General features: G+C 44.7%; 20 protein-coding genes, 1 tRNA gene and 1 riboswitch. Of the genes, 13 read left to right on the top strand and 8 right to left on the bottom strand.

The features are described 5' to 3' along the window. Window positions 1-78 precede the first annotated feature (78 nt). The 3 genes from D2V93_RS16280 to D2V93_RS16270 all read left to right on the top strand — a co-directional run bounded on the left by D2V93_RS16280 (window position 79) and on the right by D2V93_RS16270 (window position 3,916). Complete coding sequence (locus tag D2V93_RS16280; protein ID WP_245978275.1) at window positions 79-2,448, top strand: TonB-dependent receptor; 2,370 nt, start codon at window positions 79-81, stop codon at window positions 2,446-2,448. Between the two features lie 42 nt (window positions 2,449-2,490). Then, window positions 2,491-3,270: a DUF4625 domain-containing protein gene (locus D2V93_RS16275; protein WP_119620307.1), complete on the top strand. Its 780-nt coding sequence runs from the start codon at window positions 2,491-2,493 to the stop codon at window positions 3,268-3,270. Window positions 3,271-3,439: 169 nt separating this feature from the next. Further along, the gene (locus tag D2V93_RS16270) at window positions 3,440-3,916 is read left to right on the top strand and encodes a DUF4625 domain-containing protein (protein ID WP_119620152.1); all 477 of its coding nucleotides are present in this window, start codon (window positions 3,440-3,442) and stop codon (window positions 3,914-3,916) included. A 79-nt stretch (window positions 3,917-3,995) separates the two neighbouring features. Here D2V93_RS16270 and D2V93_RS16265 read toward each other — a convergent pair whose 3' ends face one another. Continuing rightward, a complete protein-coding gene (locus tag D2V93_RS16265; RefSeq protein WP_119620151.1) occupies window positions 3,996-5,792 on the bottom strand; it encodes a ribonucleoside-diphosphate reductase subunit alpha in 1,797 nt (598 codons plus the stop codon). A 2-nt stretch (window positions 5,793-5,794) separates the two neighbouring features. Next, window positions 5,795-7,069 (bottom strand): ribonucleotide-diphosphate reductase subunit beta, encoded by a 1,275-nt coding sequence (locus D2V93_RS16260; RefSeq protein ID WP_072880989.1) that lies wholly within the window; start codon window positions 7,067-7,069, stop codon window positions 5,795-5,797. 274 nt (window positions 7,070-7,343) lie between these two features. Then, window positions 7,344-7,543: riboswitch (cobalamin riboswitch) on the top strand. A gap of 167 nt (window positions 7,544-7,710) precedes the next feature. On the opposite strand from D2V93_RS16260, the gene metE reads away from it, so the two are divergent. The 6 genes from metE (at window position 7,711) to D2V93_RS16230 (ending at window position 14,131) form a co-directional block, all read left to right on the top strand. Next, entirely contained in the window at window positions 7,711-10,032 is a 2,322-nt protein-coding gene (metE, locus tag D2V93_RS16255; protein WP_119620150.1) for a 5-methyltetrahydropteroyltriglutamate--homocysteine S-methyltransferase, read from the top strand. Window positions 10,033-10,084: 52 nt separating this feature from the next. Continuing rightward, window positions 10,085-10,576 carry a PAS domain-containing protein gene (locus tag D2V93_RS16250; protein WP_119620149.1) on the top strand — a complete coding sequence of 164 codons (492 nt, stop codon included), beginning with the start codon at window positions 10,085-10,087 and terminating at the stop codon, window positions 10,574-10,576. Between the two features lie 103 nt (window positions 10,577-10,679). Beyond that, window positions 10,680-11,048, top strand: a complete 369-nt coding sequence (locus D2V93_RS16245) for a hypothetical protein (RefSeq protein WP_313791651.1) — start codon at window positions 10,680-10,682, stop codon at window positions 11,046-11,048. A 181-nt stretch (window positions 11,049-11,229) separates the two neighbouring features. Continuing rightward, window positions 11,230-12,030: an MbnP family protein gene (locus D2V93_RS16240; RefSeq protein WP_119620148.1), complete on the top strand. Its 801-nt coding sequence runs from the start codon at window positions 11,230-11,232 to the stop codon at window positions 12,028-12,030. Between the two features lie 59 nt (window positions 12,031-12,089). Then, a complete protein-coding gene (locus D2V93_RS16235; RefSeq protein WP_119620147.1) occupies window positions 12,090-13,124 on the top strand; it encodes a cytochrome-c peroxidase in 1,035 nt (344 codons plus the stop codon). Window positions 13,125-13,150: 26 nt separating this feature from the next. Beyond that, complete coding sequence (locus D2V93_RS16230; RefSeq protein WP_147377422.1) at window positions 13,151-14,131, top strand: transporter family protein; 981 nt, start codon at window positions 13,151-13,153, stop codon at window positions 14,129-14,131. Window positions 14,132-14,265: 134 nt separating this feature from the next. Here the strand turns inward: D2V93_RS16230 and D2V93_RS16225 are convergent, their stop codons facing one another. Genes D2V93_RS16225 through D2V93_RS16215 form a run of 3 tightly spaced genes read right to left on the bottom strand, consistent with a single transcriptional unit; the run spans window position 14,266 to window position 16,080 of the window. Next, window positions 14,266-15,132 (bottom strand): sigma-70 family RNA polymerase sigma factor, encoded by an 867-nt coding sequence (locus D2V93_RS16225; protein ID WP_072880983.1) that lies wholly within the window; start codon window positions 15,130-15,132, stop codon window positions 14,266-14,268. 11 nt (window positions 15,133-15,143) lie between these two features. Continuing rightward, the gene (locus D2V93_RS16220; protein ID WP_119620306.1) at window positions 15,144-15,881 is read right to left on the bottom strand and encodes an NYN domain-containing protein; all 738 of its coding nucleotides are present in this window, start codon (window positions 15,879-15,881) and stop codon (window positions 15,144-15,146) included. Window positions 15,882-15,885: 4 nt separating this feature from the next. Further along, on the bottom strand, window positions 15,886-16,080 hold the full coding sequence (locus D2V93_RS16215; protein ID WP_072880981.1) for a small ribosomal subunit protein bS21: 195 nt from the start codon (window positions 16,078-16,080) through the stop codon (window positions 15,886-15,888). Window positions 16,081-16,837: 757 nt separating this feature from the next. On the opposite strand from D2V93_RS16215, the gene D2V93_RS16210 reads away from it, so the two are divergent. Further along, complete coding sequence (locus D2V93_RS16210; protein WP_245978273.1) at window positions 16,838-17,884, top strand: fatty acid desaturase family protein; 1,047 nt, start codon at window positions 16,838-16,840, stop codon at window positions 17,882-17,884. Between the two features lie 68 nt (window positions 17,885-17,952). Continuing rightward, the gene (locus tag D2V93_RS16205) at window positions 17,953-18,150 is read left to right on the top strand and encodes a cold-shock protein (RefSeq protein WP_072881076.1); all 198 of its coding nucleotides are present in this window, start codon (window positions 17,953-17,955) and stop codon (window positions 18,148-18,150) included. A gap of 359 nt (window positions 18,151-18,509) precedes the next feature. Here the strand turns inward: D2V93_RS16205 and D2V93_RS16200 are convergent, their stop codons facing one another. The 3 genes from D2V93_RS16200 to D2V93_RS16185 all read right to left on the bottom strand — a co-directional run bounded on the left by D2V93_RS16200 (window position 18,510) and on the right by D2V93_RS16185 (window position 20,711). Beyond that, window positions 18,510-18,842 (bottom strand): cupin domain-containing protein, encoded by a 333-nt coding sequence (locus D2V93_RS16200; RefSeq protein ID WP_119620145.1) that lies wholly within the window; start codon window positions 18,840-18,842, stop codon window positions 18,510-18,512. A 720-nt stretch (window positions 18,843-19,562) separates the two neighbouring features. Beyond that, window positions 19,563-20,123 carry a helix-turn-helix domain-containing protein gene (locus D2V93_RS16190; RefSeq protein ID WP_119620144.1) on the bottom strand — a complete coding sequence of 187 codons (561 nt, stop codon included), beginning with the start codon at window positions 20,121-20,123 and terminating at the stop codon, window positions 19,563-19,565. 506 nt (window positions 20,124-20,629) lie between these two features. After that, window positions 20,630-20,711 (bottom strand) — tRNA-Leu (locus D2V93_RS16185). A gap of 160 nt (window positions 20,712-20,871) precedes the next feature. Here D2V93_RS16185 and D2V93_RS16180 point away from each other — a divergent pair. Further along, complete coding sequence (locus D2V93_RS16180) at window positions 20,872-21,813, top strand: ribose-phosphate pyrophosphokinase (protein ID WP_072880970.1); 942 nt, start codon at window positions 20,872-20,874, stop codon at window positions 21,811-21,813. A 20-nt stretch (window positions 21,814-21,833) separates the two neighbouring features. Further along, complete coding sequence (locus tag D2V93_RS16175) at window positions 21,834-22,478, top strand: 50S ribosomal protein L25/general stress protein Ctc (protein ID WP_119620143.1); 645 nt, start codon at window positions 21,834-21,836, stop codon at window positions 22,476-22,478. Window positions 22,479-22,524: the final 46 nt, after the last annotated feature.

The raw sequence follows: 22,524 nt of genomic DNA, 5'->3' as shown, positions 1-22,524 counted from the left end.
GCAACAAGGACCTAGGAAAAAACCGACAATGTTAAAGCCTCTTCCCGAGGCAATTGCAAGAATTTATCGTTTCCCAAAATGTTCAAAAACATGCTCGTGGCATGGCTGTTCATCAGCCTATGTGCACAGGCATCCGCACAAGAGACCCATTCCTTGAAAGGGATTATTGTGGATGCCAATACCCTAAAACCCATTGCTGGTGCCAACATCATCGGTTTAAACCTCTATGCCGTCTCCTCCGAAAATGGGGAGTTCGTCATAGGCAAAATCCCCAAGGGCAGTCACCATTTTGAAATCAGCCATATAGGTTATGCCACGGAACAGCTCACTGTAGAAGTAAATGACAACCTGGAGAATGTGGTGATCCAGCTCAAAGAATCGGTCACCAATCTTGATGGTGTGGAACTCACCGGAAAGACCGAGCAACGTAAAGCACGGGAGCTGTCCACCATAACCGTTGGGGTATCCAAGGATTTTTTGGAAAGCAACAGGGAGAGCAGCCTTATGCAGACCCTACGAAAAATCCCCGGTGTAAGTACCATCACCATTGGCTCGGGACAGTCCAAACCCGTAATTCGCGGGTTGGGTTTCAACAGAGTGAGCGTGGTACAGAACGGTATCAAGCACGAAGCACAACAATGGGGCAACGACCACGGGTTGGAAATCGATCAATACGGCATTGACAACATCCAGATCATCAAAGGGCCTGCCTCTTTGCTCTATGGTTCCGATGCCATTGCAGGGGTCGTGGACATCCAGCCCCAAAAAATTCCTGCACCAAACTCGTTCGGAGGAGAGGTAAACCTGTTGGGAGAGACCAACAATGACCTTTTCGGTATTTCTGCCGGGGTACAGGCGCGGAAGGAAAAGTGGTTCTACAGAGGAAGACTGACCTACCGAGACTATGGCGATTACAAAGTGCCCACAGACAGAATCAACTATGAAAACTACATTTTTGAACTGCATGAAAACCACCTGAGAAATACGGCGGGCAGGGAAGCCAATGCGAGTTTCAGTATCGGTTTTGTGTCCAATAATATCAAGTCCGAGACCTTTTTCAGCAATGTAAACGCCAAGAACGGCTTTTTTGCCAATGCACACGGACTTGAGGTGCGAAATTCTTCCATTGATTATGATAGCTCCAGTAGGGATGTGGACCTGCCCTTCCATCAAGTGAACCATTTGAAGATTACCCATAACACCACAATCTACAAAGGGGAACACACTTTCCAAGTGGATATGGGCTATCAGAACAACCAAAGGGAGGAACATTCGGAACCAGTGCCACACGGATATATGCCCGCCCCGTCCAACAGCAGGGAAAGGGTCTTTACCAAAAACACCTATTCCTTAAACCTGAAGGACACGTATCGGCCTACTCCCGAACATGATCTGGTCTTTGGCATCAATGCCGAATTTCAGGACAACAACATAGGGGGCTGGGGCTTTCTGATCCCGACGTATAATCGCTTGACTGTGGGTGCGTTCGTTTTTGACCATTTCAGGATACACGAAAACCTACATTTTCAAGGCGGATTGCGTTACGATGTGGGCCTTGTGGATACCCAATCGCATTTTGATTGGTTCCAAACCCCTATGGACAATGCCGATGGGACCACTTCCTATGTTTTCTTGCAGCGGGCACAGAACAGAAGTCTGGAATTTGGCAATTTCAGTGGCTCGGTCGGTCTGAGTTACCTCAACAAGGGCACTACCTATAAGATCAACCTGGGGAAAAGTTTTAGGATGCCCTTAGCCAACGAACTTGCTTCTGACGGGGTGAACTATCATATGTACCGGTACGAGCGAGGGAACATTGATTTGGACCCTGAACAGTCCTACCAATTGGACCTGGATGTGGAGCATTCCACTGAAAAGTTCACTTTGGGGATAAGTCCCTTTATCAACTTTTTTGAAAATTTTATCTATCTGAACCCGACCCCCAATTATAATGAGACCCTCCAGATCTATGAATACACGCAGAGCAAGGTCATCAGGTTTGGTGGTGAAGCAAGGACCGGTGTCCCCGTAACGGATGCTCTACGCTTGGATGCTTCTGTGGAGTATGTGTATTCCAGACAGACCAGTGGACCCAAAAAGGATTTTACATTGCCCTTTTCACCGCCCTTGTCCGGATTGTTCTCTGCGAGTTACCAATTCAAGGATATCGCTTTTTTTCAATCGCCACGGTTGATGGCCGACCTAAGAGTAACGGCCGCCCAAAACGACATCGCTCCGCCCGAGGAAAAAACGGAGGGCTATCAAGCACTGAACATTTCGGCAACTACGGGAATCCCTCTTTTTGGGAATGGGAAACCGGCGCAATTGCGCATCAAACTGAACAATGCATTCAACACCGAGTATTTCGACCACACCAGTTTTTATAGGCTCATTGATGTTCCCGAAGCTGGCAGGAACCTATCCGTTTCAATGACCTTTCCATTTTAGGAATTAAATCAAATGAAGTATAACACCAAAAACAAAAGAAGAATGAAAACAAATCTTAAACCTTTAGCAATCGTTGCCTTTTTAGGAATCCTCTTGCAATCTTGTAGCAGTGATGACGAGGGCACACCCACTGCGGCCGCCCCGATCATTTCCAACTTTGAATATGGAGAGGGAAGCAGTCACTCCGAAGACCAAGTGGCTTACAAGGGCTCCGATATCCATTTGGAGGCAGAGATCACTGCCCCTGCCACGGTGAGCAGTATTTCCCTTGCCATCCACGCCCACGACCTAGAACCCGGCGAAGGTGAAGTGGAATGGGACTTTGAACAGACCTATACCAATGCCAGCTATTTGGTCATCAACCCAACCTTCCACGAGCATGTCGATATCCCTTCCAACATTCCTTCGGGCGAATACCATGTCCTGTTGACCGTGACGGATGAGTTGGGCAACAGCACCGAGGCCGAAGGTCATCTCCAAATTATGGATGCCATTACCTTGAGTGAAATTTCCATCAGTGAAACCGTTGTCAGGGGCTCCGATATGCATACCGAATTCATTATCCATGCGGCACATGGAATCCATGAAATTACTGTGGATATTCACGGACATGGGCTTGAGGTCGGTGAAGGTGAAGTGGAATGGGATTTCGAGAACAGCTATTCCGAAGGCTATCATGATCAGACAGAGGTGGAGTTCCATGAGCACATTGACGTTCCTGCAACTGCTCCGGCTGGAGAATACCACATTCTTTTCACCATTGAGGATGAGGATGGAAACACTCTGGAATATGAGACCCATATCGATGTAACTGCATTGTAACAATCATGAGAGGTTGTCCAAAAAGTGTCATTCTGAATGAAATGAAGAATCTTTCAAGAATTCAACTATCCGATATTAAAATAGTAGAGATTTTTCGACTGCGCTCAAAATGACAATTTAATCCTTTTTAGACAGCCTCTTTATCTTCAAACGAATTAAAAAATCCAAAATGAAATTGATTCTCAAACATCTTTTCTGTGCCGTTCCCGTATTGTTGCTAGCAGCCTGTTCGAGTAACAGTGACAGTACCATTGACGAAGAGAAACCCTCTATTAGCGTCAACTATGCGGACGGGTTTCCGCAAGCCTGCCAAACCTTGGAAAGGGGGAAGAGCTATTCTTTTAGGGCAAAGGTGACCGACAATGTGGCGTTGGCTTCCTATAGCCTGAACATCCATCACAACTTTGACCACCACACCCATGATGATCAAGGCGCCCAATGCGAACTGGGGACTATCAAGGAAGCAGTGAACCCCTTGCTCTTTATTGGGAACCATACTATTGAAAATGGGGCGACCTCCTATGAGATCAACATATCCGTGACCATTCCAGATGATATCGATCCAGGGGATTACCACTGCGCCTATTCCGTGACCGACCAGACCGGGTGGCAGAGCAGGACCTCGGTGGACATCAATATTATTTAAAACATTTCTAGTTAGTTCAACAAAAAAGGAGGTCCGAAAACTATCGAAACCTCCTTTTTTAATTGTAGTGGGGATATTGTTACGCCTCGCAACTGGTGCACTCTTTCTTTTGCTTGAACTTTTGTGCGGCATTCATACTGTGCTGATAGTACAAAGACTTCAGCCCCAGTTTCCATGCCGTTACGTGGATTTTGTTGATGTCCTTCGTGGGCATGTCGGGGTGCACGATGATGTTCACCGATTGGCCCTGGTCAATATGGTTCTGTCTGTTGGCAGCTTGGTACACAATGTCCAACTGGTCCAATTCGGAATAGGTCTTGAAAACTGCCTTCTCCTCTTCGGTCAAAAACTCCAGATGCTGTACGGAACCGTCCATATCTCGGATGCTCTTCCAGACCTCTGCGGTATTTTGTCCTTTTTCCTCCAACAGGTCCATGAGATAAGGATTCTTGATGGTCACCTTGATCTTTGCAATGTCCTTCACGTAACAATTGCTCCAGATAGGCTCTATTCCCTGCGACACTTGGCCCAAGATAAAGGCTGAGGAAGTGGTCGGTGCAATGGCGTTCAAGGTCGTGTTCCTTCTGCCATAGCCTTTCAGTACCTCAGGTTCGCCAAAACGTTCGGCCAATTCTTCGGATGCCTTGTAGGAACGATCCTTGATGGCCTTGAATATTTCGTTGTTCAGATTGTATGCCTCCTGGCTATCAAAAGCGAGCCTCTTCGACTGCAACAAAGAATGCCAGCCCAAGGCCCCTAGACCCAAGGCTCGGTTTTCCTTGGCAAAGTTATAGGCCCTTTCCATAAAGAGGAAGGTCTGTCTGTCATCACGATCGGTAGAATCCCTGTAGGCCTCCAACTTTTCGATGAATTCGGTGATCACGGCATCCAAGAAATAGACCATGGTCTCCACGGCATCGGTGTTTTTCCATTTGTCGTAGTGCAACAGGTTGATACTGGAAAGCACACAAACAAAGGACCAATTGTCGTTGGACGGCAACATGATCTCCGTACAAAGGTTACTGGCATAAATACGATGATCTTTGTCCCTATACACATCCACTGCCCCATTGTTGGCGTTGTCGGAGAAGAACACATAGGGATACCCCATTTCTCCCCTTCTCTGGAGCACCTTTGCCCAAACGACCCGTTTGTCCTCATCGCCGGCTATCATTTCCTCCATCCATTGGTTGGTCACGGTGACCCCGTGGGTAAGCTGTTGGATCGGGTTTCCTTCGGTCCCTATTTCCAAGAACTCCATGATGTCCTTATGGTCTATGGGCAGATAGGGCGAAAAACGGCCGCGACGAACGGAACCTTGGCTCACCACGTCCACCATGGACTCGAACAATTGCATGATATGGACCGCTCCGGAAGCTTGTCCGTTGTTCTTCACCGGGGCGCCCCTGTGCCTGATCTTTCCAAAATAACCGGACGTTCCACCACCCAATTTGGACATCATGCCCACCTCGGATTGGGTGTAAAGGATGTTCCCCATATCGTCATCGATGTGGGACCCAAAACAGCTGATGGGCAACCCCCTTCTTTTCCCAAAATTGGACCAAACGGGCGATGCCAGGGAGAAAAACCCTTCGGACATATAGTTGTAGAACTTGTCCGCATAACCAGGTATCTGTAAAATATGTTCGGCCCTTTCCGCAATTTCACGGATACGTCCCTCCGGAGTTGCCCCTTCGGTGAGGTAGCCCGACCCCAAAAAACTGCGGCTGTATTCATTCAGCCATTCAAACCCGTTGTCTTCCTCTTTGGTCTTGAGTTTGGCCAAGGCATCCTTTCTGGCATTTACAAGTTCTTGGGTCTTGTTGTCTTTGATCTGGTCCGTGATCTGCGGGGATGATGGGGTCTTGTTCTCCATAATTAAAAAAGGTCGTCGCTGGTTATACTTTGTGTTCTCTTGCTATAGTTGATGGATCTTTTCACAAAAAAGTCTCCGTGTTTTGTTCCTATGATCTCGTCATCGAACCATTCGGTCTGTGCCAATAGTTTTTGATCGACATCGAATATTTTGGCAATGCCTATGCTCTCCAACGAGTTGTTGAATCGATTTTTGATGAATTCGTTCACCACGGCCTTGGGCAAAAAGTCAAGTTCGCCTTCCTCAAAGATCCAATCCACGATCTTGCTCTCCGATTGGTAGGCCTCTTCGCATATTTCTTGGATCATGGTCCTGTACTCCTGATCAAACCATTCAGGATGCTCCTTCTTGATGATGTTGATGACATCGATTCCGAAATCGCCATGGATCTGTTCTTCCTTGGAGGTGGCCTCGACCACGTTGGAAATTCCCTTGAGCATGTTTTTATGCTTGTTGAACGCCATGATGATCAAGAACTGGGAGAAGAGGGAAACGTGCTCGATGAACAGGGAAAAGAGCAAAATGGACTCAGCATATTCCTTGTTGTTCTCGCTCTTGGCATTTTTTAGGGCAGTCTCCAAATACTGCACCCGTTTCATAATAACGGGCTTTTTCTTGAGGTTCTCAAACTCGTTGTTGAGGCCCAATATCTCCAACAAATGGGAATAGGCATCGTGGTGCCTCACCTCGCTCTCGGCAAAAGTGGCCCCCACGGACCCTATTTCCGGTTTGGGCATGCGATGGTAAATATCCCCCCAAAATGTCTTTACCGCCACCTCTATTTGGGATATGGCCAACATGGTGTTCTTGATGGCACTTTTTTCAACTTCGCTCAGGCCAGATTTGAAATCCTGGATGTCGCTGGTAAAGTTGAACTCGGTATGGATCCAATACGAGTGCCTGATCGCAGGCACGTATTCGTACAATTGTGGATACTCGTAGGGCTTCAGGTTGATGCGCTTTTCAAAAATGTCCGTTTGGCGCATTTGGGCCCTCTTGTTCCTATAAATAATGTATGCTTTGGCCACGTCATGGAACTCACTGTTCATAAGCTCGTTCTCCACAACATCCTGTACCTCTTCCACGGTCGGCACATACTGCTCGTCCTTGCTCTTTCGCTCCAGCAAAGTACGTTGGACATTGTCGGCAATGGCCTGCGCATCACTGATCTGCCCATGGTCCACTGCGGTCATGGCCTTTAGAATAGCACTGGTAATCTTGTGTAAATCAAATGTTTGGGTACTAAAATCTCTTTTAGTGATATGAGAAATATGCATTTGGAAAACTTTTTGGAGTTGCACGAAATAGCTCGATTGTAAAATTCATATTTTCTTTACTTGGATTTCACATTGGCCCTATGAGGTTCTCAACACTTTTATCAACATTCCCATTTTGTGGCCAAAAAATCACTGTAACAAACTTAAAAAGTGCCCTTTCCAGAAAAGCTGATAAGTGTCATTCGGCAGTACTATTTTCTCCACAAATAACCTGGCCTATCCAATTGAGCAGAATATTGCCTACTTTTACGCCCATAAGTTCTTTACTTAATTTCTTTATCAAAACGATAAGGGTTTCCGACATAGGTCGGGATTAAAAGGGAATCGTGTGCAAATCACGAGCTGACGCGCAACTGTAAGTCCGATCCCATTTTGGGATAGCATGTTTTTGCCAAAAGAGCCATTGTCCTACGGGATGAGAAGGCTGGCAAAAATCGGACAAGCCAGGATACCTGCCCATATCGTTCCTACTTTGTAGGATTTTGACGGTGCCTTCGCGTATAGGGCAGGTCGGGCGTCCCCTTATCCTTTCCCCTTGGTCATCCGGTGGAAAAATCTTGGGCGTTCTTCTTGTTCAGGGCACTGCGGAGTTGAGCTAGGGAGCTTTTATCTAATTGTTCAATTTTATAAAAGCTTTAGCAATGAAAACAAGCAATTTGGGCTACCCAAGAATCGGGGCCCACCGTGAGCTGAAAAGGGCCTGCGAAACGTATTGGTCCGGCAAGACCTCTTTGGGGGACCTGTTGGAAACCGGAAAGCGTATCCGAAAGGAAAACTGGATGCTCCAACACGAAAAAGGTATCGACCTGATCCCTTCCAACGACTTCTCCTTTTATGATCAGGTTTTGGACACCACCCTAATGGTCGGGGCCGTTCCCAAACGTTATTTCGATGTGAAGGAATCCCAAGGAAACCTTATGGACCTGTATTTTGCCATGGCAAGGGGGTATCAGAAAGAAGAAATGGACGTCATCGCCATGGAAATGACCAAATGGTTCGACACCAATTATCACTACATCGTCCCAGAATTTGAAAAGGACCAGGAATTTGGATTACTTTCCACAAAAATCATCGATGAGTTCAACGAGGCCAAGGCCTTGGGAATTCAGACCAAACCTATTCTTTTGGGCCCTGTGACCTATCTACTGCTGGGCAAGGAAAAAGAGGACGGGTTCCATAGGCTCGACCTATTGCCCAAACTACTTCCTGTTTACCATATCCTTTTGGAGAAATTGGTGGAAGAGGGGGCCACTTGGGTCCAAATGGACGAACCCATTCTTGCCACAGATCTGACGGCCGGGGAACAAGAGGCCATTACCAAAGTATATCAGGGAATAGCCGAGAAGTTTCCCTCATTAAAAATTCTGTTGGCCAGCTATTTTGAAGGTTTCGGGGATAATCTAGATGCGGTGCTTTCATTACCTGTCTGTACCATACATCTGGACCTGAAACGAAGCCCCGATCTATTGGACGAAGTTTTGGAATCTGGAAAGCTTGGAGAAAAAACATCCCTGTCATTGGGTGTGGTGGACGGTCGCAATGTGTGGAAAAATGATTTTGCACATTCCTTGGAATATATCCACAAAGCAAAAAAGCAATTGGGTGAAGACCGCATCATCATCTCCCCATCCTGTTCGCTCCTGCACGTACCCAATGATCTGGATTTGGAGAGCCACGGAAAAACACTTCCAAAGGAAGTGAAGGACTGGATGGCCTTTGCCAAACAGAAACTGGAGGAACTCCAAAGCCTCAAAACACTTGCAGAAATCCCCCAATATACCTCCCACCAGCTCTTCAAGGACAATTTGGCCTCGATGGAGAAAAGGAAGGACTCCACGCGGATCCATAAACCCGAGGTAAAAAAACGGGTGGAACACCTCAACGAAAGCGACTTCCGAAGGACATCTCCCTTTGAAAAAAGAAAGGTCTTACAAGCCGCACATTTAAAACTGCCGATCTTCCCCACGACGACCATCGGCTCCTTCCCCCAGACCCCAGAGGTGAGGCAGGCCCGGTCCCTGTTCAAGAAAGGGGATCTCAACGAACAGAAATACATCGATTTTCTAAAAAAAGAGACCGAAAAGGCGATACACTTTCAAGAAGAGATCGGTCTCGATGTGCCCGTGCACGGTGAGTTTGAACGCAACGACATGGTGGAATATTTCGGCGAACAGTTGGAAGGTTTTGCCTTTACCCAAAATGGGTGGGTACAGAGCTATGGCTCACGATGCGTGAAACCCCCCATCATTTTCGGGGATGTGTCAAGACCCAAGCCCATGACGGTGTTCTGGACCGCTTTTGCGCAATCATTGACAGAAAAACCCGTAAAAGGGATGCTCACAGGGCCGGTTACCATTCTGCAATGGTCGTTCGTGCGGGACGACCAAGCCCGTTCCATTACCTGCAACCAGATTGCCCTGGCCATTCTTGACGAAGTGGTAGATCTTGAAAAAGCAGGCATTCAGATCATACAGGTAGATGAACCTGCGATACGCGAGGGACTACCTTTGCGAAAAAAGAATTGGAAAGCCTACCTGGACTGGGCCATTGGAGCATTCAAGCTGTCCACGAGCGGTGTGGAGGATTCCACACAGATCCATACACATATGTGCTATTCGGAGTTCAACGACATCATCAAGGACATTGCGGACATGGATGCCGATGTGATCACCATCGAATGTTCCCGATCACAGATGGAGCTTTTGGATGCTTTTTCAGAGTTCGATTATCCCAACGACATCGGACCAGGTGTTTATGACATCCATTCACCAAGAGTTCCGTCTTCCGATGAAATTTTGGAACTCCTCAAAAAGGCCCAAAACGTGCTGCCCGCATCCAAAATTTGGGTAAACCCGGATTGCGGATTGAAGACCCGGGGATGGAAAGAAACCAAGGAAGCCTTGAAGACCATGGTTTCCGCAGCCCGGCAAATGAGGGATACCGTAGAACATCCTTCACATTAACATCAACGGGGCCGATGCAGACATCGGCCCCAAATTCAATTGTCATACACTTATGAACGTAGAAGGAAAAAAATTCATCTCTCCCTTGCTGTGCTTCGATATCTATTCGGAGTACTACCGCAAACTGCTCGAACAACTCAGGAAAGATGCCGATGTAAGGCAGGTCAAATCCATCCTCAAAGGGAAGATCGGGGACTCTATTGAAGATTTGATACAACTCGAAACCTATGACGCATTGGTCATTACCGACCCCTATCAAAACATCGTTTGGGTAAGCGACGGTTTCCAAGAAATGACGGGATACCCCAAAAAACATGTTTTAGGCAAAAGACCTTCCTTTCTTCAAGGGCCCCGAACATCCAAAGTAAGCAAACAGCAAATCCGGAACGGCCTAGAACAGGACCGACACTTTGCGGGTTCCATTTTGAATTATCGAAAAAATGGGGAAAGCTATCTGTGCCAGATCAAAATAGTCCCCATCTATGATTCCAAAAGTGTCCTAGTGAATTTTTTGGCCTTGGAAAAGGAGTTGCTCGTGGCTTGATTTTACTTCTTGACAAAAAAAAGGAATCATTCGTCTGAAATACATTCTACGGACAGTTGGTTATTCTTTCTTTTCTATCTTTGCCAGACAAACCTTTTGACGCTTGAAAAGTCACGGTCTACCCATATTTTTTACACTGCTATACATGGTGGCCATGCTAAAGCCTGTACTTCCCGTATTTGAGTATGTGGTGAACCAAGACTACATCGCCGAATACCTCTGTATCAACAAGGACAAGCCCATGATGGACTGTAACGGAAAGTGTTATTTGGCCAAAATGCTCCAAGAAGAACAGAACGAAAAAAAACAGAACCTTCCCGCAATAGACCTTAAGGAATATCCCATAGGTTTTGTAGACATCCTGCTTTTCGATTTTAATGGGCTAGAAACAGACAAAAATGTATTGCCCCTTCTGATCCCCAATGGACCCAGACAGTTTATCGGTTCCATTTTCCACCCTCCCAATTGCTGATTTTCAATATTTCACTGACATAAAAGCTTCTTGCACCCATGCATGAAGCAATGTCGCTGTGCACAACAGTTACAGATATCGCATTTTCAATGTAATCATCTGTAATCCATTCATCATTTTGTTTAACTGGAAACCTATGCCTTGGAAGCATGGGACTCCAAACGCTTAACTATTGAAAATTATGAAATCATTTTATAAACTATCCATTATACTATTGTTCTTCGCTTTTGTTTCCTCATGCAGCAACGATGACAATGCCACGGAACTGACTGGGAACGGAACGGTACGCATCGAATTTGACAATAGCGTGGCCGGGGACGATCTCCTTTTGGGCACTTCAAGTTATACCAATTCCCAGAATGAGACGCTCACCATCAACCGACTCAACTACATTGTGGGCAATTTTAGGCTGACCGATAAAAACGGTACTGTCTTTACCTATCCAAAAGATGAGGGCTACTTTATTGTGAACGAGGAAACCGGCAACACCGAAGTGGTCCTTAACAATGTTCCCGCGGGAAAATATACTTCTCTCACTTTTGGCATAGGTGTGGACCAAGAAAAATACCTTCAAGGTGCCGAGGGACAAGGAAATTTGTTGACCGAGGCGGAGAACACCAACATGATGTGGTCATGGCAGGCAGGATACAAATTCCTCAATTTTGAAGGCACCTTTACTTCCCCGACCGTAACCGATGCCACAGACTTTGTGGTCCACATGGGGAGCCACGGATCTAGCTTGGACAACTATAAAGAAACCACTTTGGACTTAGGTTCCGAAGCATTGGTGAGTGGTGACACGAACCCAATCATCCACCTTGTCGTGGATGCGGGCAACATCCTTGACGGGGAAAACAAAATCGCCTTGAGTGAACAAGCCGTTATCATGATCAGTGAGGAAAAATCACCCCAAATAGCGGCGAATGCTTCAAAAATGTTCACTGTGGACCATGTCCACAACGGAAGCGGGGAATCCCATTAAAAGAAAATTTGTGATGGGCTGTCTTAACGGACAGCCCTTAACTACAAAACAGCAAACACATGAAATATCTTTTATGGGCGTCCGTATTGTTGGCATTGGGTGCTTGCAGCAACGACAATGGAACATATATAGATGTGGCATTGCCTGTAACTGTTCCCTCCAACTTTCCGCCGATGGTCTATAATGTGAACGAAAATCCTCCTACCCAATTTGGTTTTGAATTGGGGAAAAAATTGTTCTATGACGGAAAACTGTCTGCCAACGGATTCATTTCCTGCGGTTTTTGCCATGAACAGCGATTTTCCTTTACACACCACGGACACCAGTTCAGCCACGGCATCGATGACAAGGAAGGGAGACGAAACACCCCTTCCATTGCCAACATGGCCTTTTTTTCGGAATTCGCTTGGGACGGCGCCACGAACCATCTGGACCTGTTTCCCATCATTCCCATCACCAACGAAGTGGAGATGGGCGAAACCATGACCGGCGTCCTTGAGAAACTTCAAGCGGACAACGAATACCAAAAAGCTTTCAATGCCGCTTTTGAGGAAGGTGGGGTCAACCATGAGAACTTCCTAAAGGCCATGGCCCAGTTTATGGTCATGATGGTCTCCTACAATTCCAAATATGACAAATACGTACGGAACGAGAACGGGGTATCCCTGACCGACCAAGAGCTACGGGGGTTGTCCATCTTTCAGCAAAAGTGTGCCAGTTGCCACACCACCGACCTATTTTCCGATGGTAGTTTCCGGAACAATGGCCTACCGCCCAATCCCAACCTGAACGACCTAGGGCGCGCAGAAGTAAGCGGAAGCGCCAGTGACAACTACAAGTTCAAAGTGCCCAGCCTAAGAAATGTTTCGCTCACGGCCCCCTATATGCACGATGGAAGGTTTGGTAGTCTGGAATCCGTATTGAACTTCTACCAAAATGGCGTACAGGATTCCCCCACATTGGACCCTTTGCTGAAAACAGAGGGGAGATTGGGGATTTCCTTGGACGATGCCGAAAAGGAGGTGTTGATCGCTTTTTTGGGGACCCTTACCGATACTGAATTTATTGCAGACGAACGCTTTGCAGAATATTGATCCACGAAATGAATAAAAAACAACAGATGAAAACGTATATTTTATCCATACTCACTTTGATATTGGGCATTTCCGCACTACAGGGAAACACAATGCCCAAACCCCCTTGCCCTTCCAGCCATTTATCAATGCTTATGCGCTATGACGATTTTTGCGACACCTGTGGTTGTGGGGGAAATGGAGGCAGCATGGGCTTTGGCACCGGACTTAACAACAATTTTCTAGGCCTACGGTACATCGGCCAAAAATACCGTTCCAGGGATGGCATTTTTGCCAACTCGCCTTGGATGGATGAAGATTTCAATACCGTCCAGCTGTGGACACAATTGCCCATGGGGAAAAAATTCATTGTGAATGCCGTGCTACCCTACCAATTCCACACCAGAACATTTTCCAATCAATCCGAACAGCACATCAACGGCTTGGGGGATGCCACCGTCCTCGGGTTTTATCAAGTTCTGAAACAGACCCCGGACAGCATCATCTCCATAAGACCTGAACACACGCTGCAAGTTGGCGGAGGGGTCAAAATACCAACGGGCACCTTTGACGAGGAAAATCTAGAAGGCAGTGTAAACCCAAGTTTTCAATTGGGCACGGGCAGTTGGGACTTTCTTCTCGGGGCCAATTATGGTATGACCTATAGAAATTGGGGGATTTCCCTCATGGCCAACTATACTTTCAAAACAGAAAACAACAAGCAATACAGGTTCGGTAACCAATTCAACTATGCCCTTAACGCCTACAAGACCTATTACTTCGGAAATGATTTTGCCCTCACCCCGCAGCTTGGACTTGGGGGCGAGCATTTTGAGGAAAACGAAGAATTTGGATTGACCGTGAACGATACAGGCGGAAATGCCCTTTTTGGAAAAGGCGGCATTGAAATCAATTACAGGACGTATGCCCTGGGGGTTTCGACCATGTTGCCCATTTCACAAAACCTCAACAATGGTAAAGTGGAAGCAAAGAACAGGCTATCGGTCTATGTAAATATCAACATTTGATAAATGAATCCCATAAACAAAAAGTCACTGATATTCAAATGAATATCAGTGACCTTTCAGTTCAAATAAAACATACGCTCCTATTTCCAAAGGCTAGGATTCTTGTCCCATATACCCAAAACCACCAAAATATCCTATTCCAAATACTCCTTCAAAAAATCAATCTTGGAAGAGTTCCTTAATCGGTTCAAAGCCCTTGTTTTTATTTGCCTGACCCTTTCTGTCGTGAGGTCCAAATGAAAAGCGATTTCCTCCATTCCCATAGAATCATCTGTTCCTATCCCAAAGTACATTTTGATCACAAAGGCTTCCCGGTAAGACAAAATTTCCAAAATACCATCGATTTCCAATTGCAATGAATCCTTGATCAATTTTTCTTCTGGTCGACCAAATTCCTGGGAGGACATTGTATCGTACATGTTCAGGTCACCATCTCCGGCGTTCAATGGTTCATCCATTGAAATGGCCCAAGAGGAGAGGTTCAAGCATATCTGGATCTCTGATAAGGAAAAATCTATCAGCTCTGTAATTTCTTCTGCCGTGGGTACTCTTTCATTATTTTGCTCAAATTGGGAAGTGGCTTTGTTGATCTTATTGATCACATTTATTTTGTTCAAGGGCAGCCTTACCATTCTTGACTTTTCGGCAAGTGCCTGAATTATCCCTTGGCGAATCCACCATACGGCATAGGAAATGAACTTGAATCCCCGTGTCTCATCAAATTTTGAGGCGGCCCTTACCAACCCCACATTCCCTTCATTGATAAGATCGTGCAAATTGAGCCCACGAGACTGGTACTGTTTTGCCACGGACACAACAAATCGTAAATTGGCCGATACCAATCTTTCCAAGGCCTTGGTATCTCCTTGCCTGATACGAACCGCCAAATCAACCTCTTCGTTCTCGGTGATCATCGGAATGCGGCTTATGTCATTAAGGTACATCGTAAGGGAGGGTGCCTCCCTTTTTGTGATCTGTTTTGATATTGATAAAGGTCTCATCGGATTTGTTTTTAATTAGGTACTGCCCTTACATAGATCAGGTTCCCATTCCCCTTTGGGTTTTTTCTTGACCCAGTTTCAATTTGGGCAATGGACTTGACCAAAGGTGTCAACTTCTTGAACCCATAGTTCCTTGCATCAAAATTGGGCTGTTTCTTTTGCAGTAGTGTCCCCACCTCGCCCAAGAAGGCCCAACCCTCTTCATCCTCCACATCGGCAATGGTGGAAAGAATCAGATCCACAACCTTTGGAGTAATCTTGTCAACCTTGTTCTTCTCGTTTTTTTCGGGAGCATTGGATTCCCCTGCATGGGTCTTGTGCAGTATTTCGAGATAGATGAACTTATCACATGAAACGATGAAGGGGTCCGGGGTCTTTCGTTCACCAATGCCAAAAACGGTCATCCCCGCCTCTCTCAGCCGTATGGCCAACCGAGTAAAGTCACTGTCGCTGGATACCAGTGAAAAACCATTCACCTTTCCAGAATACAGTATGTCCATTGCATCGATGATCATGGCACTGTCCGTAGAGTTCTTTCCCGTGGTATATCCGTATTGTTGGACGGGCGTAATGGCATTCTTTAGCAGCACGTCCTTCCATTTCACCAAACTTGGCTTTGTCCAATCCCCATAGATCCTCTTAATGCTCGGGTTTCCATATTTGGCAATCTCCTCCAACATTTCCTTGACATATTTGGAGGGAATATTGTCACCGTCTATTAGGACGGCAAGGTTTAAATCCTTGTCCATAAAATCACTCCTCATTCATTTTTAAATATTCATTCTTATGGATCGCCTTTTTCAGACTCTCTCTCTTCTCCTCGGATTTTTTGGTAAACTCCTGGTTGTTCCGGATACGTTTCAGCTGTTGGGTATTCCTCACCTTGTTCCTATACCTTTTCAACGCTCTTTCTATATTCTCGCCGGGCAATATTTTTACTATCAGCATGTTTTCTTCTTATTATTAACAATTATTAGATACTGCCATTTTGAGGGATATGGTGGCCCCCTGGCATATACAACTTTGGACTTTAGGCCTGTTGGGCCTTTAAAACGCTATTATTGGTTCAAGCAAAAAATAACTAAGAAGTGGCCCCTTGCGAATTTGGAAATAGGTAAAGGAGAGGGCAATCTTTTTATTTAAGGATTGGAGCAATCATCGTCCATGATCCGTGATGCACCGTAAAGGAAAGGATTTAAATTGGAAATGTACTTATTTGTCCTGTTTATTTTAGAATAGGGAATGGCCCTACTTTCATGGTCCACAATCATTTTTTTGATTCCTATTGCCCTAGTTACAGCAATTCGACACTTAAAACAGTTTCGTTCCTTAAAACACTTATTTTCAACAATTAACACATTATTGGGGAATACTGTCGGGATAAATGGTAAGTTTGTAAGGTTAAAATTCAGAAAGCCCAAGTCAATTTAGTCTACGCAGGTCCTCGATTCATTTTCAGCTCTCTTCTTTTTAATTTACAACGTAGTCAAATATTTTAAGCCAAACGTTAAGGATGGTGAAGCCTGTGTGGATTTGGACAATTATGTAATGGTCCCCACATCCGGACAATTCTTCAACACGCCCAAGCCAATTTCGCTTATCCATTATTCCTTTACATCACATGCGTGAACAAGACCGAACCGCAATTAACGACATTAACAAGCCAAGATTTTCAAAAAATTCAAACTCTGATTTTTCAAAAACCTTGAGAAACAGGGTCAGTACCTATTTTAAAACGAACAATATCAGTAGGCATGCCAACAAAAGCATGGTTTTGAAGACCATGATCATGCTCACTGTTTTTTTTACCCCCTTGATTTTCATAAATACCGGGATGGTTACCGCTCCCTTGTTGCTTTTTGGTCTTTATATCATAAGTGGAATTGGAATGGCCGGAATTGGAATGGGCATTATGCACGATGCCATCCATGGATCTTACTCCAAAAATCAAAAAGTGAACAAATATCTTGGATATACCATGAACCTTATAGGTGGTAATGCCGCCGTTTGGAAGATCCAGCACAATGTACTCCATCATACCTATACCAACATAGAAGGCGCGGACGACGACATCAACGCCCCTTTTTTCCTTAGGTTTTCCCCACATGCAAAAAAGAACGGACTACACAGGTTCCAATACTTATATGTGTGGTTTTTTTATGGGCTGTCCACCGTCTCTTGGATTACCACCAAAGATTTCATCAGACTTGACCGGTATCGAAAAATGGGATTTTTCGACAAAAAGAATGGTTACCGAAATGCACTTATGAAGATTGTTGGATGGAAGTTGATATACTTTTCATATGACTTGGTCATACCCTTGTTGGTTGTGTCCCTGGCCCCATGGATCATCATCCTGGCCTTTCTAAGTATGCATTTTGTTACAGGCTTGTTGATCAGCATCGTGTTTCAAGTGGCGCACATCATGCCCAACACGGAATTTCCGCTTCCTAATGAGGATGGAATGATTTCAAGTGACTGGGCAGACCACCAACTGGCCACAACAACGAATTTTTCCCCAAAGAGCAGACTGTTTTCTTGGCTAATAGGTGGGCTGAACTACCAAGTGGAGCATCATCTATTGCCCAATGTCTGTCATATACATTACAGAAAAATATCTGGTATCGTAGCGGATACTGCCAGGGAATATGGGTTTCCTTATAACACAAAAAGAACATTTATCGCTGCCATCATCGACCATGTTGGGGTCTTACGAAAGTTAGGGAAGGCACAACCTGTTCTTACCGGGTAGAAAGGTGATTGTATAAGAACAAAATAAAAATAAGAATTGAACAGAATATTAATATTAAATATAAAGTAATGCAAGAAGGAACAGTAAAATTTTTTAATGAAGCAAAGGGTTTTGGTTTTATTCAACCCAATGATTCCAATGATGATGTATTTGTACACCAAACCGGTCTTATAGACAAGATCCGTGAAAACGATAAGGTAAAATTTACCATGGAAAGGGGCCAGAAGGGCATGAACGCCGTAAATGTTGAATTATTGATCAACTAAGATTCCATAATCCAAGAACAAATAAAAACCATCTTTTTTAAAGATGGTTTTTTTATGGTACAAGGTCCCAAACTCGCTTTCTCAATAAAACTATGCACTTTCGTTCATACTATTGGTTGTCAATGTTTAACAGTACATAGATTACCCGCATATGGCCTAAGTTCACTGTCCAAATAAACCAATTCATTTGCTGCAGGTTCGTTCTGGATGGCACAGTAATAGACCTTACGGACGTACAATCGCACAACAAGGACGACACAGGGCCTTACCTTTGCGTAAACAAGATCTCCTTTTTTATATCCTTTTGTTGTGTAATTCTTTTTCACTGGAAATGCTTTTGTGTAGATCAAATCGATGCGTCATTCATTTTTTATGGTAGTGCATAACATCTTAAACTTATGATTTGCCTCAAAGGAGCAGGGTGTATATGCAGGGACAAGTATGGAATCCCCTCTCTGCATAAAACTGGAATTGCCGTTTATGACAACCTCGGCCTTTCCTTCAATGATATGGATGAATCGAATAAAAGGAGATTCGTTATGGGACAACACCTTGCCAAAATCAAATGCAAATGCCTGTATGACACAGTTGTTCTGGACACTGATGTTCTTTACCACAATGGCATTGGAATCGAACTCCAGCATATCCGCCAAGTTAAACGTCCTGGATTCCTCAAATTCACCCTTTTCCATAATTGAATAAATATAAATTGGTCCCCTCCCCGCTATTCCGGTCTATTCTTGATGTTCCGCTTGGCCTTCTTGGCTGCCTTTTTTTCCTTAGGGGTTTTTGAAGCGGGTGTTTTTCCTGACTTTTTCTTTCCTTCTTTTTCTTTTGACATGTTGTATTTATTTTAAGTTATGATGGCTTCATGGCAATGTGCCGGCCAGAACGAGCATTGTTATGAACAGAATAAAATAGATGGCACATTTTCTCACGACCGAGTGTTTAGTGTTGGTTTAGGATAATTGGAATGGTTGGGACGATGATCGTAAAATGCTCTATTGGCAAGGGAAAGTAGCACCAAGAAAAAAGAGCAGTATTTTTTAGTTCCTGCTCTTTTTTGGGCTTTTAAAAAATTAAAAGCACGTATCAACAAATTAAATTGCTTCAAAGCATATGAGCCAACATTGCATTAAAGATTACTTTCAATTATTTTTAATTCGAATCAACCCAGGCACTGAACTTTGGTGCAATTCACTTTCTTTTTCATGTTTTGATCTTGGGCCCTCGATATTCGGCAGGGAAAGACTGAGAAGTTTTTCGAGGATTCCTTTAACCGATATATTTTCTTTAAAAATGTCCATAGCGTGGTTTGTTGTCGAGCCGATCATCTAATTACCAGCAATGAACAAAGGTGCGCAAGAATTAGGTGGGATTCACTACACAAATAATTGTAAACTTTACATATATCACAGGTTTTCCAAGTTTTGCGTCCTTTTTACCTTTAACTTTTTATAGTAGGACGGAGTGAGACCGGTGATTTTTTTAAATTGATTGGAGAGATGTGCGGGGCTGCTATAATGGAGCTTGTATGCTATTTCGACAAGATTGAGTTCGTCATATAAAAGCAGTTCTTTTACCCTTTCAATTTTATGCATAATGATATAGTGCTGTATGGTGATCCCTTTCACTTCAGAAAACGTGTTGGACAAATACGTGTAGTCATATCCCAATTTTTCGCTCAAATACCCAGAGTAATTGGTTTTTGGGATCTCATCAGTATGATGGATCATTTCGATGATTACATTCTTGATTTTTTCAATCAATATGCTCTTTTTGTCATCCAACAATTCCAACCCAGACTTCAGCAGATTCTTTTTGAGTTGGATGCGTTTTTCAAGGGTGATCTCCTCCATCGTTTCGACCATGCCTAGGTTCAATGCAGTGTAGTCCAGCCCCAACTTTGTCAGCTCTTCCTTTACCAACATTTTGCAGCGAAGACTGACCATATATTTGATGTATAATTTCATTCTTTCATTTTAAATGGGCTTCCCAATGGCGAAGATTTGATCGATAAACCTCTAAAAGCTTAAATTTTCTCAAACGCCTATCGATAATGGTACATCATATCCGCCTCAAGACATTGTGCTCCCAAATCAAGCTACAGATATCCTTTTTAAGTTAAAGCAACTAAGCTCATATAGGAACAGGTTCCGGCACCTTGAAGTATTGTGAAGTATTGGCAAATAGACACGCAAAAACCCTTTTCCCTATTGGTAACAAGATATTTGCAGGGCTTTGAAAAAGGGTCCCAAAAAATTGGTTCGAATAAAGATAGTTATTAAACTGTTCCCTCCAACCGCATATCATTGGCACCATCCAAACTTGGCCATCAATTGATTCAAACGTGATAGGTACATTATGAAATCTTAAATGACTATAAATTCAATCATTTTTCGCCTTAATACTGTCTCTCTTGCATCACTTTCAAAAAAGACAAAACCCTGACAATCAATTGATCGTCAGGGTTTTTTAGTACCTTGGGTGGGAATCGAACCCACACGTCCGAAGACACTGGATTTTGAATCCAGCGCGTCTACCAATTCCGCCACCAAGGCATACTGGACATTTTTTCAAATGCGACTGCAAAGCTAAAAAAATAATTTTATTTACAACCAAAAAATACTTCCATTTATCCTTTAGCAACCCGAATTAATTTTTAAATTTGCACCTCTTTGCAAAAAAGTACTTTAAAAAGCTAGTTAACAAGAGTTTGTAATGTCCTATCAAGTTCCCGAACCCAAAATTTTTGCCTGTACCCAAAGTATTGAACTGGGCAAGAAAATAGCCGCTTCCTATGGTGCGGAACTGGGAAAGATCCAATTCTCCAGATATAGTGACGGGGAATTCCAGCCTTCGTTCGAAGAGTCTATCCGCGGAACACGGATTTTCATTATAGGTTCCACAAACCCTAGCTCGGAAAACTTGATGGAAATGCTACTGATGCTGGACGCTGCCAAAAGGGCCTCAGCTAGGCACATTACGGCCGTAATGCCCTATTTCGGATGGGCCAGGCAAGATAGAAAGGACAAGCCACGCGTTCCCATCGCCGCCAAACTGGTGGCCAAAATGTTGGAAACCGCCGGTGCAACCCGCATCATCACCATGGACCTGCACGCAGACCAGATTCAAGGATTTTTTGAAAAACCCGTAGATCATCTGTTCGCATCCACCCTGTTCCTCCCCTATTTGAAGGGATTGAACTTGGACAACCTATGTATCGCATCCCCCGACATGGGTGGCTCAAAAAGGGCCTATGCTTATTCCAAGGCCCTGGAGTGCGATGTAGTCATCTGCTACAAGCAACGGGCCAAGGCCAATGTCATTTCCCACATGGAACTGATCGGCGATGTGCAGGGCAAGAATGTGATTTTGGTGGACGATATGGTAGACACAGCCGGTACACTGACCAAGGCTGCCGACCTGATGATGGAAAGAGGGGCCGAAAGTGTACGTGCCGTGACCACCCACGGTCTGCTCTCCGGAAACGCCTACGAAAAAATAGAGAAATCAAAATTGACGGAACTCATCATCACCGATTCCATTCCGATCGATCACAAACAAAACAAAATAAAAGTATTGAGCTGTGCCGACCTTTTTGCGGACGTGATGCACAGGGTGCACCACAACACCTCGATATCATCAAAATTTTTAATGTAAATCAATTTTAATATATAACAATGAAGTCAATTACAATCAAAGGATCCCAAAGAGAAAGCGTGGGCAAGGTTGCTACCAAGTCCCTACGTAATGCTGGTAAGGTCCCTTGCGTGCTGTACGGAGGGGAAAAACCATTGCACTTTTCAGCTGAAGAGCTGGAATTCAGAGATTTGGTGTACACTCCAAACGCACACACAGCTGTGATTGAGTTGGAAGATGGCCAAAAATTGGATGCCGTTCTGCAGGACATCCAGTTCCACCCAGTGACCGACAAAATCCTTCACGTGGATTTCTACCAATTGTTCAAGGACAAGCCCGTTACCATGGACATCCCTGTTCGTTTGGAAGGAAACTCCCCAGGGGTGCGTAACGGTGGACGCTTGCTTTTCAGAAAACGAAAACTGTCCATCAAGGCCCTACCTGAACTTCTTCCCGATTTTATCACCGTGGATATTTCCAAGTTGAGGATCGGAGGAACCATTGCCGTGGAAACCGTGTTGAGCGACGATTACACCATTCTTCACCCAGAAAGCACCGCCATTGTACAGGTGAAAGCTTCCAGGACATCCATTGCCGATGAGGCGGAAGATGAAGAAGAAGGGGCTGAAGGAGCCGAAGTTGCTGAAGGTGGCGAGGCCACTACAGAGGCAGAGGCTATGGAATAGCCCAAATAACCTTTTTCAAGAGCATCCCTGTTTTTATTTCGGTAAA

Source organism: Flagellimonas taeanensis (assembly GCF_003584105.1).
GTDB classification, from domain to species: Bacteria; Bacteroidota; Bacteroidia; order Flavobacteriales; family Flavobacteriaceae; genus Flagellimonas; species Flagellimonas taeanensis.
This window is presented reverse-complemented; position numbering and strand designations above follow the sequence as displayed.

Coding starts and splice junctions, on each gene's coding strand:
- D2V93_RS16280 (WP_245978275.1), top strand. CDS start 79: ATGTTCAAAAACATGCTCGTGGCATGGCTGTTCATCAGCCTATGTGCA.
- D2V93_RS16275 (WP_119620307.1), top strand. CDS start 2,491: ATGAAAACAAATCTTAAACCTTTAGCAATCGTTGCCTTTTTAGGAATC.
- D2V93_RS16270 (WP_119620152.1), top strand. CDS start 3,440: ATGAAATTGATTCTCAAACATCTTTTCTGTGCCGTTCCCGTATTGTTG.
- D2V93_RS16265 (WP_119620151.1), bottom strand. CDS start 5,792: ATGGAGAACAAGACCCCATCATCCCCGCAGATCACGGACCAGATCAAA.
- D2V93_RS16260 (WP_072880989.1), bottom strand. CDS start 7,069: ATGCATATTTCTCATATCACTAAAAGAGATTTTAGTACCCAAACATTT.
- metE (WP_119620150.1), top strand. CDS start 7,711: ATGAAAACAAGCAATTTGGGCTACCCAAGAATCGGGGCCCACCGTGAG.
- D2V93_RS16250 (WP_119620149.1), top strand. CDS start 10,085: ATGAACGTAGAAGGAAAAAAATTCATCTCTCCCTTGCTGTGCTTCGAT.
- D2V93_RS16240 (WP_119620148.1), top strand. CDS start 11,230: ATGAAATCATTTTATAAACTATCCATTATACTATTGTTCTTCGCTTTT.
- D2V93_RS16235 (WP_119620147.1), top strand. CDS start 12,090: ATGAAATATCTTTTATGGGCGTCCGTATTGTTGGCATTGGGTGCTTGC.
- D2V93_RS16230 (WP_147377422.1), top strand. CDS start 13,151: ATGAAAACGTATATTTTATCCATACTCACTTTGATATTGGGCATTTCC.
- D2V93_RS16225 (WP_072880983.1), bottom strand. CDS start 15,132: ATGAGACCTTTATCAATATCAAAACAGATCACAAAAAGGGAGGCACCC.
- D2V93_RS16220 (WP_119620306.1), bottom strand. CDS start 15,881: ATGGACAAGGATTTAAACCTTGCCGTCCTAATAGACGGTGACAATATT.
- D2V93_RS16215 (WP_072880981.1), bottom strand. CDS start 16,080: ATGCTGATAGTAAAAATATTGCCCGGCGAGAATATAGAAAGAGCGTTG.
- D2V93_RS16205 (WP_072881076.1), top strand. CDS start 17,953: ATGCAAGAAGGAACAGTAAAATTTTTTAATGAAGCAAAGGGTTTTGGT.
- D2V93_RS16200 (WP_119620145.1), bottom strand. CDS start 18,842: ATGGAAAAGGGTGAATTTGAGGAATCCAGGACGTTTAACTTGGCGGAT.
- D2V93_RS16190 (WP_119620144.1), bottom strand. CDS start 20,123: ATGAAATTATACATCAAATATATGGTCAGTCTTCGCTGCAAAATGTTG.
- D2V93_RS16180 (WP_072880970.1), top strand. CDS start 20,872: ATGTCCTATCAAGTTCCCGAACCCAAAATTTTTGCCTGTACCCAAAGT.
- D2V93_RS16175 (WP_119620143.1), top strand. CDS start 21,834: ATGAAGTCAATTACAATCAAAGGATCCCAAAGAGAAAGCGTGGGCAAG.